The 12,435-nt window shown below is 72.3% G+C and carries 10 protein-coding genes; 5 read left to right on the top strand and 5 right to left on the bottom strand.

The features are described from left to right. Positions 1-6: 6 nt before the first annotated feature. From NBW76_RS15935 to NBW76_RS15925, 3 genes are all read left to right on the top strand, one after another. Positions 7-1,344, top strand: coding sequence for an ATP-binding protein (locus tag NBW76_RS15935; RefSeq protein ID WP_235492868.1), 1,338 nt, complete (start codon positions 7-9; stop codon positions 1,342-1,344). Continuing rightward, positions 1,341-2,027 carry a response regulator transcription factor gene (locus NBW76_RS15930; protein WP_055969405.1) on the top strand — a complete coding sequence of 229 codons (687 nt, stop codon included), beginning with the start codon at positions 1,341-1,343 and terminating at the stop codon, positions 2,025-2,027. Before NBW76_RS15935 ends, NBW76_RS15930 begins: the two co-directional genes overlap by 4 nt. A gap of 963 nt (positions 2,028-2,990) precedes the next feature. Further along, the gene (locus tag NBW76_RS15925; RefSeq protein WP_055969402.1) at positions 2,991-4,700 is read left to right on the top strand and encodes a sodium:proton antiporter; all 1,710 of its coding nucleotides are present in this window, start codon (positions 2,991-2,993) and stop codon (positions 4,698-4,700) included. A gap of 6 nt (positions 4,701-4,706) precedes the next feature. On the opposite strand, the gene NBW76_RS15920 is transcribed toward NBW76_RS15925, so the two are convergent. After that, positions 4,707-5,516 (bottom strand): ABC transporter permease, encoded by an 810-nt coding sequence (locus NBW76_RS15920; protein WP_055969398.1) that lies wholly within the window; start codon positions 5,514-5,516, stop codon positions 4,707-4,709. Continuing rightward, positions 5,513-6,442: an ABC transporter ATP-binding protein gene (locus NBW76_RS15915; protein ID WP_200932645.1), complete on the bottom strand. Its 930-nt coding sequence runs from the start codon at positions 6,440-6,442 to the stop codon at positions 5,513-5,515. The genes NBW76_RS15920 and NBW76_RS15915 overlap by 4 nt, the downstream gene beginning before the upstream one ends. Before the next feature lie 162 nt (positions 6,443-6,604). On the opposite strand from NBW76_RS15915, the gene zwf reads away from it, so the two are divergent. Further along, a complete protein-coding gene (gene zwf, locus NBW76_RS15910) occupies positions 6,605-8,038 on the top strand; it encodes a glucose-6-phosphate dehydrogenase (RefSeq protein ID WP_055969392.1) in 1,434 nt (477 codons plus the stop codon). Between the two features lie 35 nt (positions 8,039-8,073). On the opposite strand, the gene NBW76_RS15905 is transcribed toward zwf, so the two are convergent. The 3 genes from NBW76_RS15905 to NBW76_RS15895 are packed head-to-tail and all read right to left on the bottom strand — an operon-like array spanning position 8,074 to position 9,688. Next, positions 8,074-8,517, bottom strand: a complete 444-nt coding sequence (locus NBW76_RS15905) for a GNAT family N-acetyltransferase (protein ID WP_056552647.1) — start codon at positions 8,515-8,517, stop codon at positions 8,074-8,076. Continuing rightward, positions 8,514-8,870 carry a GntR family transcriptional regulator gene (locus NBW76_RS15900; RefSeq protein WP_082480526.1) on the bottom strand — a complete coding sequence of 119 codons (357 nt, stop codon included), beginning with the start codon at positions 8,868-8,870 and terminating at the stop codon, positions 8,514-8,516. Before NBW76_RS15900 ends, NBW76_RS15905 begins: the two co-directional genes overlap by 4 nt. Continuing rightward, on the bottom strand, positions 8,867-9,688 hold the full coding sequence (locus tag NBW76_RS15895) for a hypothetical protein (RefSeq protein ID WP_056552644.1): 822 nt from the start codon (positions 9,686-9,688) through the stop codon (positions 8,867-8,869). The genes NBW76_RS15900 and NBW76_RS15895 overlap by 4 nt, the downstream gene beginning before the upstream one ends. Positions 9,689-9,853: 165 nt before the next feature. Here NBW76_RS15895 and pcrA point away from each other — a divergent pair, with 165 nt between their 5' ends. After that, positions 9,854-12,229, top strand: a complete 2,376-nt coding sequence (gene pcrA, locus NBW76_RS15890; RefSeq protein ID WP_082480525.1) for a DNA helicase PcrA — start codon at positions 9,854-9,856, stop codon at positions 12,227-12,229. The last annotated feature ends 206 nt before the right edge of the window (positions 12,230-12,435 follow it).

Raw genomic sequence — 12,435 nt, 5'->3', positions numbered from 1 at the left:
GCCGAGGTGAGCCAGACCGCCCGCGGAGCCAGGACCCCTCCTGGTCCGTCCTCCGACCGCCCTCGGGTGCGGCGCGCCTACCGTCCGGCGGACCATCGCGTCGTCGGCGGGGTCGCGATGGGGCTGGCCGAGCACCTCGACGTGCCGGTCCTGTGGGTGCGCGTCGGCTTCGTGGTCACCACCTGGTTCAACGGCGTCGGCGTCCTGGCCTACCTGCTGCTGTGGCGGTTCATGCCACTGCGCCGACCGGAGCTGTCGCCCGGGCTGGAGTCCGCGAGCCGTCGTGGCATGCGCGCCGCGGGCCGCCCCGGCGTCCTCGAGATCGTGCAGACCGTCGCCGTGCTCGCCGTGGGCGTCGGGGTACTCTTCCTCGTGCAGGGCGGAGGTCGGCTCACCGGGTCGCTGCTGATCCCGCTGCTCATCGTGGTGGTCGGGGTGGCGGTCATCTGGCGCCAGATCGACGACGCCGCCTGGCAGACCTGGCTCACCCGCACGACAGGGTGGGGCTTCGTGGCCCGCGTCGCGGTCGGGCTCGGCCTGGTCGCCCTCGGCGCCGTGTACCTCGTGACGCAGGAGCGTGGCCTGTCCGCGGTGCGCGACCTCGGGTCGGCCCTCGCCATCGCGGTCGTGGGTCTGCTCCTGCTCCTCGGGCCCTGGATCATCTCGCTCGTGACGGCCCTCGGGAGCGAGCGCCGCGAGCGCATCCGCACGCAGGAGCGCGCCGACGTGGCCGCGCACCTGCACGACTCCGTCCTCCAGACGCTGGCGCTGCTGCAGAAGAACGCCGACGACCCCGCCGCCGTCGCCACCTTGGCGCGACGTCAGGAGCGCGAGCTCCGGTCCTGGCTCTACGGGGACGAGGAGTCCCCGGGTGACTCCCTGGCTGCGGCCCTGCGGGAGGTCCGCAGCGAGGTGGAGGAGACGCACCAGCTGGTGGTCGAGCTGGTGGTGGTGGGCGACACGGCGCTCGACGCCGACCTGGTGGCGCTCGTCCGCGCCACGCGCGAGGCCGTCGTGAACGCCGCCAAGCACGCCCAGGTGGATCGCGTCGACGTGTACGCCGAGGTCGGCAGCACGCAGGTCGAGGTGTTCGTGCGCGACCGCGGGACCGGCTTCGACCCCGACCTGATCGCCGACGACCGGATGGGCGTCCGGGGCTCCATCGTGGGCCGGATGGAGCGTCATGGCGGCACCGCCCGGGTGCGCAGCACGCCGGGGGAGGGCACGGAGGTGGCGCTCACCCTCGCCCGACGCGCGGCGCCCGCTGCGGGCGAGACCTCTTCGGTGCGACCCGATCCGGCACCCCGCGACCCTGCTCGACCCGAGGCCGAGGAGGCCCCATGACCGACGACCGTCCCCCGACCGGCCGGCCCGGAGGCAGCGCGCCCCTGCGCGTGCTCATCGTCGACGACCACGCCATGTTCCGCACCGGGGTGCGCGCCGAGCTCGAGAAGGACCCCCGGCTCCAGGTGGTGGGCGAGGCCGAGGACGTCGACACCGCCGTCCCCGCCGTCCTGGAGCTGCGTCCCGACGTGGTCCTGCTCGACGTGCACATGCCCGGGGGCGGGGGAGCCGAGGTGATCCGGCGGGTCGACCGCACCGCACCGGACGTGCGGTTCCTGGCGCTGTCGGTCAGCGACGCCGCCGAGGACGTCATCGGCGTGATCCGCGCCGGCGCGCGCGGCTACGTCACGAAGAACATCTCCGGCAGCGAGCTCGTCGACGCCCTCCACCGCGTCGCCTCGGGCGACGCCGTGTTCAGCCCTCGCCTCGCCGGCTTCGTGCTCGACGCCTTCGCGGGGACGATCGAGGTGGCGCAGGTCGACGAGGACCTCGACCGACTGACCGAGCGCGAGCGCGAGGTCATGCGGCTCATCGCCCGCGGCTACGCCTACAAGGAGGTCGCGAAGGAGCTGTTCATCTCCGTCAAGACCGTCGAGACGCACGTCTCGAGCGTGCTGCGCAAGCTGCAGCTCTCGAGCCGGCACGAGCTCACCAAGTGGGCGAGCGACCGGCGTCTGATCTGAGGTCCGACGGCTGAGGCATGAGGCCAGGCGGACCGGGCCGCCTGGGCCGCCTGGGCCGGCCGGGCCGCCTGGCCTCGGCCGTCCTCCTTCGAGTGGGGGTCGGTCGTCGGTGCGTCGCTTCGGCCGGGTCCCCGCTCGCTGCTGCGTCGCTGTGGCTGGGTCTTCGCTTGCTGCTGCGTCGCTGTGGCTGGGTCTTCGCTTGCTGCTGCGTCGCTGTGGCTGGGTCTTCGCTTGCTGCTGCGTCGCTGTGGCTGGGTCTTCGCTTGCTGCTGCGTCGCTGTGGCTGGGTCTTCGCTTGCTGCTGCGTCGCTGTGGCTGCGAGTGGACCTGCGCTCCGAAAGGGCCTCGACCGGCGGACGGGTCCGGGCTCGGGTGGGCTCTCGGAGCGTGGCTCGGGGTGGCGCAAGATTCTGCGTTCGTGCGTGAGGGGGCGAAGGATGCTGCATTCGTGGTCGGATCCCGTCGTGAACGCAGCATCGTTCGGGCTTCTGCACGCGAAGGCAGAATCTTGCGTCCGCGGGGGCCCCAGGTGCGTGAGGTGGGCAGGGATTCTTCCTTTGCGCGTGACGGTCCACGAGAAGGGAGAATCACTGCCCTCCGGGGCGTCATTTCGTCGCCACGGTTCTTCCTTCGCGAGGCACGGTCCACACGAAGGAAGAATCGTGCGTGAATCCCGCACAGATGAAGAATCGTGGCCGCGCCCCCGCAGACCCAGTCGACCCGAGACCCACCGCCCCGGTCGAGGCCCTTTCGGAGACCGACCCGACTCGGGGTCACAGCGACGCAGCAGCAGGGGAACCCAGCCGCGGCCCGCGCATCCAACCGAGCCGAGACCCACCGCCCCGGTCGAGGCCCTTTCGGGGAGCAGGTCGACTCGCAGTCACAGCGACGCAGCAGCAGGTGAAGCCCCATCGGCAGCGACGAGCGAACGCCGCCGGGGAACCGGCGTGGACACTGGTCCCCATGGATCTACTGCTCCTCACCGTGATCGGCGTGCTGGTCATCGTCGCTGCGACCTCGCTCGCCGGACGTCTGGGGGTCGCGGCGCCGCTGATCCTCGTCCTCGTGGGTGTCGCGATCTCCTACGTCCCGGGGGTGCCCCGGTTCGAGATCGCACCGGAGGTGATCCTGGCGGGGGTGTTGCCACCGCTGCTCTACGCGGCGTCGGTGAACATGCCGACGGTGGACTTCCGTCGCGACTTCAAGGCGATCAGCGGCCTGTCGGTGGTGCTCGTGCTCGCGTCCGCCACCACGCTCGGCTGGCTGCTGCCGCTCGTGGTGCCGGGGCTCGGCTTCGCCGAGGCATTCGCCCTCGGAGCCATCGTGAGCCCGACCGACGCCGTCGCGACGTCGATCGTGCGTCGCACCGGGGTGGCGCCCCGCCTCGTCACGGTGCTCGACGGCGAGAGCATGCTCAACGACGCCACCGCGCTCGTGCTGCTGCGGACTGCGGTCGCCGCCACGGGGGCCTCGGTGTCGATCTGGCAGGTCGGGCTCGACTTCGTGCAGGCGGTCGTCGTGGCCGTGCTCGTCGGCGCCCTGGTCGCGGCGGTCAGCCTGCTCGTGCGCTCGCTCGTGGAGGACGCGACCGTCGCCACGTCGATCTCGTTCGTCGTCCCCTTCCTGGCCTATGCGCCGGCCGAGCACCTGGGCGGGTCCGGTCTCGTGGCCGTGGTCGTGGCCGGGCTGGCGATCGGGGCCCGCGGCCTGGTGGAGCTGCGGGCGGAGGACCGGATCGCGGAGGAGGTCAACTGGCGGACCATCGCCTTCCTGCTGGAGGGTGCGGTGTTCCTCGTGATGGGCCTGGAGCTGCGGCCCCTCATCGCCGACTTCGAGGCCTCGGGCCAGCCGTGGAGCCGGCTCGCGACGGTGACGGCCATCGCGTTGGCCGTGCTGTGGGTGGGGCGCTCGCTCTACGTCGGGCTCCTGCTCCTCGGGCTGCGTCGTGACCGGAAGGCGTCGGCACGTCATGCCCCACGCCTGGCCACCTTTCGTGAGTACCTGGCGTCCGACGACGCCCAACGGCACTCCCAGCGACGTCGCGAGAGGGCGCTCCAGGCGATCGCCCGTCGCGAGGCCGACCTCACCTTCTACGAGGAGCAGCGGCTGGGCCGTCGCGACGGTGTGGTCCTCGTGTGGGCCGGCATGCGCGGGTGCATCACGCTCGCCGCCGCCCAGACACTCCCGCCCGACACGGTGCAGCGCAGCCTGCTCGTGCTCGCTGCGTTCTGCGTGGCCGGGCTCTCGCTGCTCGTGCAGGGTGGCACGTTGTCGTGGGTGGTCCGACGTCTCGGCGCCGAGTCCGACCGCACGGAGCAGCGCCGCGGGCAGCTCCGGGCGCTCCTCGACGCGCTGGGGGAGGTGGCCGACGCCCGCTGCACGGAGGTGCGGGAGACCGGCCTGGACGGCCGGTCGATCGATCCCGAGGCGGTGGAGCAGGTGCGCCGCCGCCGCACCCCCGCTGCGGAGTGGGAGTGGGCCGGCGACGACGGGCCCGAGCGCGACCGGCGTCTCGACGACTTCGCCCGGCTGAGGCGTGTGGTGCTGGACGACCAGCGCGAGGCGTTGCTCGACCTGCGTGCCGAGGGCCGGTACGACTCGCAGGTGCTCGACAGCGTCCTGTCCCGGCTCGACGTCGCCGAGATCGCCGCGGTCCGCCGGCCGCATCCCTGACGGACGTCAGGAGATCTCGGCACGCATCACGAGCCACAGTCCCGCGAGGGTCGGCAGGAGCAGCCACACCGTCCCGGTGACCCCCAGCTGGGCCCACTCGGTGGCCGAGAGCCCGCCCTCGTAGAGCGCGCCGTGCGCCCAGCCGAAGTCGACCCAGCCCACGACGTCGCGGTACCAGTCCTGCGTCGCGTAGAGCAGCTGGCTGAGGGTCGGCAGGAGACCCCAGAACACGAAGTACGCCACGAGCGCCACGGCCGAGCTGCGGGTGACGACGCCGAGCATGAACCCGACGAACATGCCGAGCACCTGCGCGAGCACCAGCGTGCCGACCTGGCCGACGGTCAGGTCGATCACCGGCTCGGTGCCACGCAGCGCGGGTCCGAGGTAGGCCCCGCCGAGCGCCACCACGAGCGCCAGTGCCATGGCGCCGACGCCGATGATCGTCGTGACGACGGCCTTCGCCGCGATGGTCCGGCCCCGACGTGGGACGAGGGTGAAGGTGGTGAGCCCGCTGCGCTGGGACCACTCACCGGTCACGAGCAGGATCGAGACCACGGGCAGCAGCACCGCCATGGGCGTGCCGACGGCCGAGCCGAACGTCTCGAAGGTCAGGGCGTCGTCGGGTGCCCACAGCATGACGGCGGCCGTGGCGAGCACCGCGACGATGCCGATGCTCGCCAGCAGCCACGTCCCGGCCCGGGTGTCGAACGTCTTGCGCATCTCGACCCCGACGACGCGACCGAACGGGATCGGCTCGGGCACGGCGCGCGAGCCAGGTCGAGCGGGAGCGGTGGCGGGGTGGGTGGCGGTGCTCATGCTGCGGCTCCTGCCGGTGTCGTGGTGCCGCGGCTGGGCGTGGCCTCGCGCTGCGTCCCGGCGGTCAGCTCGAGGAACATCTCCTCGAGGCCGGCGCCGTCGGCGGCGCGCAGCTCGGTCAGGTGGATCGACGCCGTGACGGCGACGTGGCCGACGGCTGCGGGGTCGGCGTCCACGCGCAGCCCGTCGCCGACGTCGGTGGTGCGGTGGCCCGCCGCGGCGAGTGCCCCACGCAGGGCGAGGAGGTCGGGGCTGCGCACGACGGTGCCGGCCGAGGCCAGCAGCTCGGCCTTCGTGCCCTGGGCCACGATGCGGCCCTGCCCGATGACGACGAGGTCGTCGGCGACCACCTCGATCTCGTGCAGGAGGTGCGACGACAGCAGCACGGTGGCGCCGTCGTCGGCGTAGCGACGCAGCACGTCGCGCATCCACCGGATGCCGGCGGGGTCCAGCCCGTTGGCCGGCTCGTCGAGCACGAGGACCTCGGGCCGACCGAGCAGGGCCGTCGCCAGGCCGAGGCGCTGGCGCATGCCGAGGGAGTAGTGACGCACGCGGCGCGCCGACTCGGCCTCCGACAGCGAGACGAGGTCGAGCATCTCGTCGACGCGTCGGGGCGACAGTCCCATGGTGCGGGCCGCGAGGGTGAGGATCTCGCGACCGGTGCGGCCGGCGTGCTGGGCTGAGGCGTCGAGCAGGACCCCGACCTCCAGGCCGGGGTTCGGCAGGTCGACGTAGCGACGTCCGCACACCTCGGTGCTGCCGGACGTCGCAGGGGTGAGCCCGGTCAGCACGCGCAACGTGGTCGACTTGCCGGCGCCGTTCGGGCCGAGGAAGCCGGTCACGCGCCCCGGGCGGGCGGTGAAGGTGACGTCGTCGACGGCGGTGAACCGCCCGTACGACTTGGTGAGGGAGTCGATCGTGATCATGGCGGCCAGCCTTGTCCTGCAGGACGTCCTGGGGCATCGGGGAGCACGCTGGTCGCGACCCTGGGGGCACCCCGGGTCGACCCTGGCGCTCCGTTGGGTCGCTCGGTGCGGCGATCGAGCGACGTTCACCCGTCCGCAACGAACCGGGTCTAGCCTCGGACCATGAGTGACCCGCACCTGATCGTGCTGTTCGGCGCGACCGGCGACCTGGCCCGACGCAAGCTCCTCCCCGGGCTGCTGCACCTGCTGCGCTCGAGGCTGGTCGCGGACTCGCGCATCATCGCGGTGTCCATGGACGACCTCGACGACGACGGCTTCCGGGCGTTCGCGCAGCAGGCCTGCCAGGAGTTCGGACGTCCCGTCCCGGACGCGGAGTGGGACGACTTCGCCCCCAAGCTGCACTACGTCAACGTGTCCGAGGGCCCCGAGCGGCTGGCCGAGATGGCGGCGTCCCTCGAGGCGGAGCTGGGTGGTGAGCCGCGGCGCCTGCACTACCTGAGCGTGCCGCCGAAGGCCGCGATCGACGTCGTGCAGACGCTGGCGCATGCACGCCTGGTGGACCGCTCGCGGATCATCATGGAGAAGCCGTTCGGCACCGACCTCGCCTCGGCCCGCTCGCTCAACGCGCGGATCCACGAGGTCTTCGACGAGCAGCAGATCTTCCGCATCGACCACTTCCTGGGCAAGGAGGCGGCCCTCAACATCCTCGCGTTCCGGTTCGCGAACGGCCTGTTCGAGCCGATCTGGAACCGCACGTTCATCGACCACGTCCAGATCGACGTTCCCGAGACGCTGTCGCTCAAGGGCCGCTCGGGCTTCTACGAGGGCACGGGCGCGTTCAAGGACATGGTCGTGACGCACCTGTTCCAGATCCTCGCGTTCATGGCGATGGAGCCGCCGACGTCGCTCGACTCCGACTCCATCAGCGAGGAGAAGAACAAGGTCTTCCGGTCGATGCTGCCGCTGCGGCCGTCCGACGTCGTGCGGGGCCAGTACCAGGGCTACCGCGAGGAGCCCGGGGTGCAGCACGACTCCGAGACGGAGACCTTCGTGGCGCTCCGCGCGCAGATCGACAACTGGCGCTGGGCCGGGGTGCCGTTCTACCTGCGGACCGGCAAGCAGATGGCCGAGGGGGCGCGCATCATCTCGATCGCCTTCCGGGAGCCGCCGAAGTCGATGTTCCCCGCCGGCTCGGGCGTGGGGCTGTCGGGTCCGGACCACCTGACCTTCGACCTCGCCGACTCCTCGCGCATGTCGTTGTCGTTCTACGGCAAGCGACCCGGGCCGGGCATGCGTCTGGACAAGCTGTCCATGCAGTTCGCCATGCAGGACACGGCCCGCGCCGACGAGGTGCTCGAGGCCTACGAGCGGCTCATCCTCGACGCGATGAAGGGGGAGCGGACCCTGTTCACCACCGCGGAGGGCATCGAGCGGCTGTGGGAGATCTCCCAGCCGCTGCTCGACGACCCGCCGCCGGTGCGCCCGTACCCGCCGGGAACCTGGGGTCCGAACTCGGTGCACCAGCTGATCGCCCCGCGTGCCTGGCGGCTGCCGTTCGAGCGGACGTGGCGCAACCCCAACGAGTTCGCCCAGTAGCCCAGCAGCTCGGGCGCCGGACCACCCGAGCGGGGTCAGGGCGCGTCGCGCACCAGGTGCACGACCGGGAACGGGCGGCCGAAGGCGTCGGTGGTGTGGGTGCGCAGACGCCTGAAGCCGTGTGCGGTGTAGAAGCCGAGGCCGTGGGTGTTGCCCGCATAGACCTCCACGCTGGTGGGGCGCACGTGGTCGAGCAGCAGGGTGCCGATGCCGGTGCCGTGCACGGCGGGCTCGACGTAGAGGAGCTCCAGGTGCGGCCCCCGCACGCCGGCGAGTCCGAGCGGGCGCCCGGTGTCGTCCTCGGCCACCCAGACGTCCATGGACGGCAGCAGGGCGTCGCGCAGGTACGGGTGGGCCTCGGCGAAGTCGTCGTCGGACATGAACCCGTGGCTGGTCCGAGCCGCCCGCTCCCAGAGGTCGGTCAGCTCGTCGAGGTCGCGCTCCCCGGCGAGCCGGACGGACACGGGGTCGGCGTTCATCGGCCCCACGCGTCCTCGACGAGCCGCAGCGCCTGGTCGCGGGAGAGTCCTGCCCGGCGGGCGTCGGCGGCGTAGCGGGTGGCCGAGGCGCGGGTGTCCTCGTCCACGGCGACCGCGGCGGCGACGAAGGTGCCGCGTCGGCCGTGGGTCTCGATCACGCCGTCGGCCTCGAGCTCGCGGTAGGCGCGGGCCACGGTGTTGACCGCGAGCCCCAGGTCGGCGGCCAGCTGGCGGACGGTCGGCAGCTTGTGCCCGGGCGGCAGGGAGCCGTCGGCCGCGCCCGCGGCCACCTGCCGACGCACCTGCTCGAACGGGGGCTCGGCCGTGGCCGGGTCCACCACGAGGGCGATCACGCGGCCACCGCCTGTCGGTTGGTCCGCCGGACGGCGACGAGCCCGCCGACGAGGACGACCACGAGTGCGCCGAGGACGAGGGCCGTCGTGCGCAGCGCCCCCGGACCGGCGGCGATCGCGGGGGCGAGCAGAGCCGTGAGCGTCAGGACGCCGCCGCTGGCGAGCAGGTTCTCGGTGAACCGGTCGATGCTCACGGCGCCGGCGACGGTCGCGACGGCCAGGGTCTGGTCGTCCTCCGCGACGAGCGCCTGCCGCACCATGCGGGCTCGGACGCCGATGCAGACGACCATCACGACGAGGGCCCCGCTCGCGGCGGCCACGGCGCCGTTCCCGCCGTCGACGCCGTCGACGAGGGTGGCCACGGCGAGCGCGAACCCGGCGACGGCCGCGACGACGAGGGCCAGCTCGCCGATCCGTTCAGCGGTGCTGCCGTGAGCCGTGCGCGGCACGAGCGACGCGGCTCGGCGGCCGCGGGGTGACGGGGTCCGGCGCACGACGTTGACGGCCTCGGAGGCGACGGCGCACACGACGGTCGAGGTCAGGACGATCGCGACGTCGGCGAGGCCGTCGGGCCCGGAGGTGTCGCCCGTCCCGGCCCCCGCCACGAGCGGCACGATGCCGAGGAGAGTCCCGATGCCGGCACCCACGGCCCCGACCTGGAGTCGGTGGGTCAGCTCGGCGACCAGGGCGTCGCAGTCGACGTCGACCCGGGTGCGCCGTGCCCAGACGGCGGCGTGGGCCACTGCCTGGCGCGGTGCCGTGCAGTACAGCACGACGGCGAGTGCGAGCAGGACGATGACGAGGGTGGTGGTGCTCATGGTCGGTCCCCGATCCGGTTCGACGACGGTTTGTCTCAACCTTTGTATCGCATTGTAGTGACACAATCAAGTCTGCGGGCGAGCCGGGGCGGGCCGCCTCGGTGGCAGGCGAGCCGGAGGTGGCGGGATCGGGGTGTCAGGCCTCCCGTCTAGGCTGGACCGGTCATGACGCTGCCGTTCCCCGTGCCCCAAGGTGCCCGCCCCCCGTCTCCCTCCGACGGCACCGGAGGTGGTGCCGGCAGCGGGCGGTCCGGGCGGCGCGCGGCGCGCTCGGAGACGCTGCTCGAGGGACTGAACGACGCCCAGCGGGCTGCCGTGTCCCACGCTCCCGGTCCGGTGCTCGTGGTGGCCGGTGCCGGGTCCGGCAAGACCCGCGTCCTCACCCGACGCATCGCCTGGCTGATCGCCGCACGCGGCGCCCATCCGGGCTCGATCCTGGCCATCACCTTCACCAACAAGGCCGCCGCCGAGATGCGCGAGCGCGTGGCCGAGCTGGTGGGCGGGCCGTCGCGAGCCATGTGGGTGAGCACGTTCCACTCCTCGTGCGTGCGCATCCTGCGGCGCGAGGCCAACCGCTTCGGCTACACGTCGACGTTCAGCATCTACGACGCAGCCGACTCCCGACGCCTCATGACCATGGTCTGCCGCGACATGGGCCTGGACCCCAAGCGGGTGAACCCGCGCGCGGTCCTGCACTGGGTCTCCAACCTCAAGAACGACCTGGTCGACCACGAGTCCGCGGGTGGTCACGCCACCAACGGCACCGAGGAGCTCTACGCCGAGGCCTACGGGCTCTACCAGCAGCGGCTGCGCGCGGCCAACGCCATGGACTTCGACGACCTGATCATGCAGACCGTCCACCTGTTCCAGGCGTTCCCCGACGTCCGCGAGACCTACCGCCGCCGCTTCCGGCACGTGCTCGTCGACGAGTACCAGGACACCAACCACGCGCAGTACGCCCTCGTGCGCGAGCTGTGCGACCCCGAGACCGACCCGGACCTCGACCTCATGGTCGTGGGCGACTCCGACCAGTCCATCTACGCCTTCCGCGGTGCCAACATCCGCAACATCCTGGAGTTCGAGGAGGACTACCCGAACGCCTCCACCGTGCTGCTGGAGCAGAACTACCGCTCGACCCAGACCATCCTCAACGCCGCCAACGCCGTCATCAGCCGCAACGAGGGACGCAAGGACAAGAACCTGTGGTCGGCGGCCGGCGAGGGCGAGCGCATCGTCGGCTACGTCGGCGACGACGAGCGCGACGAGGCCCAGTTCATCGCCGACGAGGTCGACCGGCTGACCGATGCCGGCGACGCCAAGGCCTCCGACGTCGCCGTCTTCTACCGCACCAACGCGCAGTCGCGCGTGTTCGAGGAGGTCTTCATCCGCGTGGGCCTGCCGTACCGCGTCGTCGGCGGGGTGCGGTTCTACGAGCGCAAGGAGATCAAGGACGCGCTCGCCTACGTGCGCGCGCTGATCAACCCCCGCGACACGGTCTCGCTGCGACGCATCGTCAACGAGCCCAAGCGCGGCATCGGCGACGGCGCGCAGGCCGCGGTCGAGCGGTTCGCCGCACGCGAGCAGATCTCGTTCTGGGACGGTCTGCAGCGCGCGAAGGAGGCCGGTGACCTGGCCTCGCGCTCGCTCAACGCCGTCACCACCTTCGCCGAGACCATGGCCGAGCTGCGCGAGCTGGCCCTGTCGGGCGAACCCGCCGACGTCGTGCTCGAGGCCGCGCTCACCCGCACCGGCTACCTGACCGCGCTCGAGTCGAGCAAGGACCCGCAGGACGAGACCCGCGTCGAGAACCTGGCCGAGCTGGTGGCCGTCGCGCGCGAGTTCGTCGTGAACGCCTCGACGGTCACCGACGAGGAGACCGGCCGCGAGGACGGCGACCTGACGCGCGGGTCGCTGGAGGCGTTCCTCGAGCAGGTCGCGCTCGTGGCCGACGCCGACGCCGTGCCCGACGAGGGTGACGGGGTGGTCACCCTGATGACCCTGCACACCGCCAAGGGCCTGGAGTTCCCCGTGGTGTTCCTGACCGGGCTCGAGGACGGCGTCTTCCCGCACCTTCGGGCCCTCGGCGACGCCTCCGAGCTGCAGGAGGAGCGACGTCTCGCCTACGTCGGCATCACACGGGCCCGCGAGCGGCTCTACGTCACGCGCGCCATGAGCCGGGCGGCGTGGGGCGCCCCCTCGTACAACCCGGCGTCACGCTTCCTCGACGAGCTGCCCGGCCACCTGCTCGACTGGCGTCGTGAGGCGCAGTCGCCCACGGCCTGGACCCGAGCCGCGTCGTCCAGCGGTCGGTCCACGTCCAGCGCCCCGGCCTTCACGGCCAAGGCCGCGGCGGCCCGGTCGCAGCGCAAGCGCGACATCCCCTCGCTCGACCCGGGGGACCGCGTCACCCACGACAGCTTCGGCCTCGGCACCGTCGTGGCCCTCGACGGCCAGGGCGACAACGCCGTCGCGAGCGTCGACTTCGGCTCCCAGGGCGTCAAGCGCCTGCTCCTGCGCTACGCCCCCGTCGAGAAGCTCTGACCGATCGGCCCCGCCGTCCTGGCCGGGTCCGCATCGTCAGAGGTAGGTGTGGCACCTGACCGGCGGGTCAGAGGTAGGTGACGCACCGGATCCGGGTCGTTTGAGGTGCGAGACCTACCTCTGACGGCGTCGTCGGGTGCGTCACCTACCTCTGACGGCGTCGTCGGGTGCGTCACCTACCTCTGACGGCGTGGTTCGGTGCGAGA

Source organism: Aeromicrobium sp. Leaf245 (assembly GCF_942548115.1).
In the GTDB taxonomy this organism is placed as follows: Bacteria; Actinomycetota; Actinomycetes; order Propionibacteriales; family Nocardioidaceae; genus Aeromicrobium.
Note: the sequence above shows the minus strand (reverse complement) of the source record. Positions and strands in the feature narration are given on the sequence as shown.

Bases quoted from the DNA above. Each gene is read 5' to 3' on its own strand.
- NBW76_RS15930 (WP_055969405.1), top strand. From the start codon at position 1,341: ATGACCGACGACCGTCCCCCGACCGGCCGGCCCGGAGGCAGCGCGCCC.
- NBW76_RS15925 (WP_055969402.1), top strand. From the start codon at position 2,991: ATGGATCTACTGCTCCTCACCGTGATCGGCGTGCTGGTCATCGTCGCT.
- NBW76_RS15920 (WP_055969398.1), bottom strand. From the start codon at position 5,516: ATGAGCACCGCCACCCACCCCGCCACCGCTCCCGCTCGACCTGGCTCG.
- NBW76_RS15915 (WP_200932645.1), bottom strand. From the start codon at position 6,442: ATGATCACGATCGACTCCCTCACCAAGTCGTACGGGCGGTTCACCGCC.
- zwf (WP_055969392.1), top strand. From the start codon at position 6,605: ATGAGTGACCCGCACCTGATCGTGCTGTTCGGCGCGACCGGCGACCTG.
- NBW76_RS15905 (WP_056552647.1), bottom strand. From the start codon at position 8,517: ATGAACGCCGACCCCGTGTCCGTCCGGCTCGCCGGGGAGCGCGACCTC.
- NBW76_RS15895 (WP_056552644.1), bottom strand. From the start codon at position 9,688: ATGAGCACCACCACCCTCGTCATCGTCCTGCTCGCACTCGCCGTCGTG.
- pcrA (WP_082480525.1), top strand. From the start codon at position 9,854: ATGACGCTGCCGTTCCCCGTGCCCCAAGGTGCCCGCCCCCCGTCTCCC.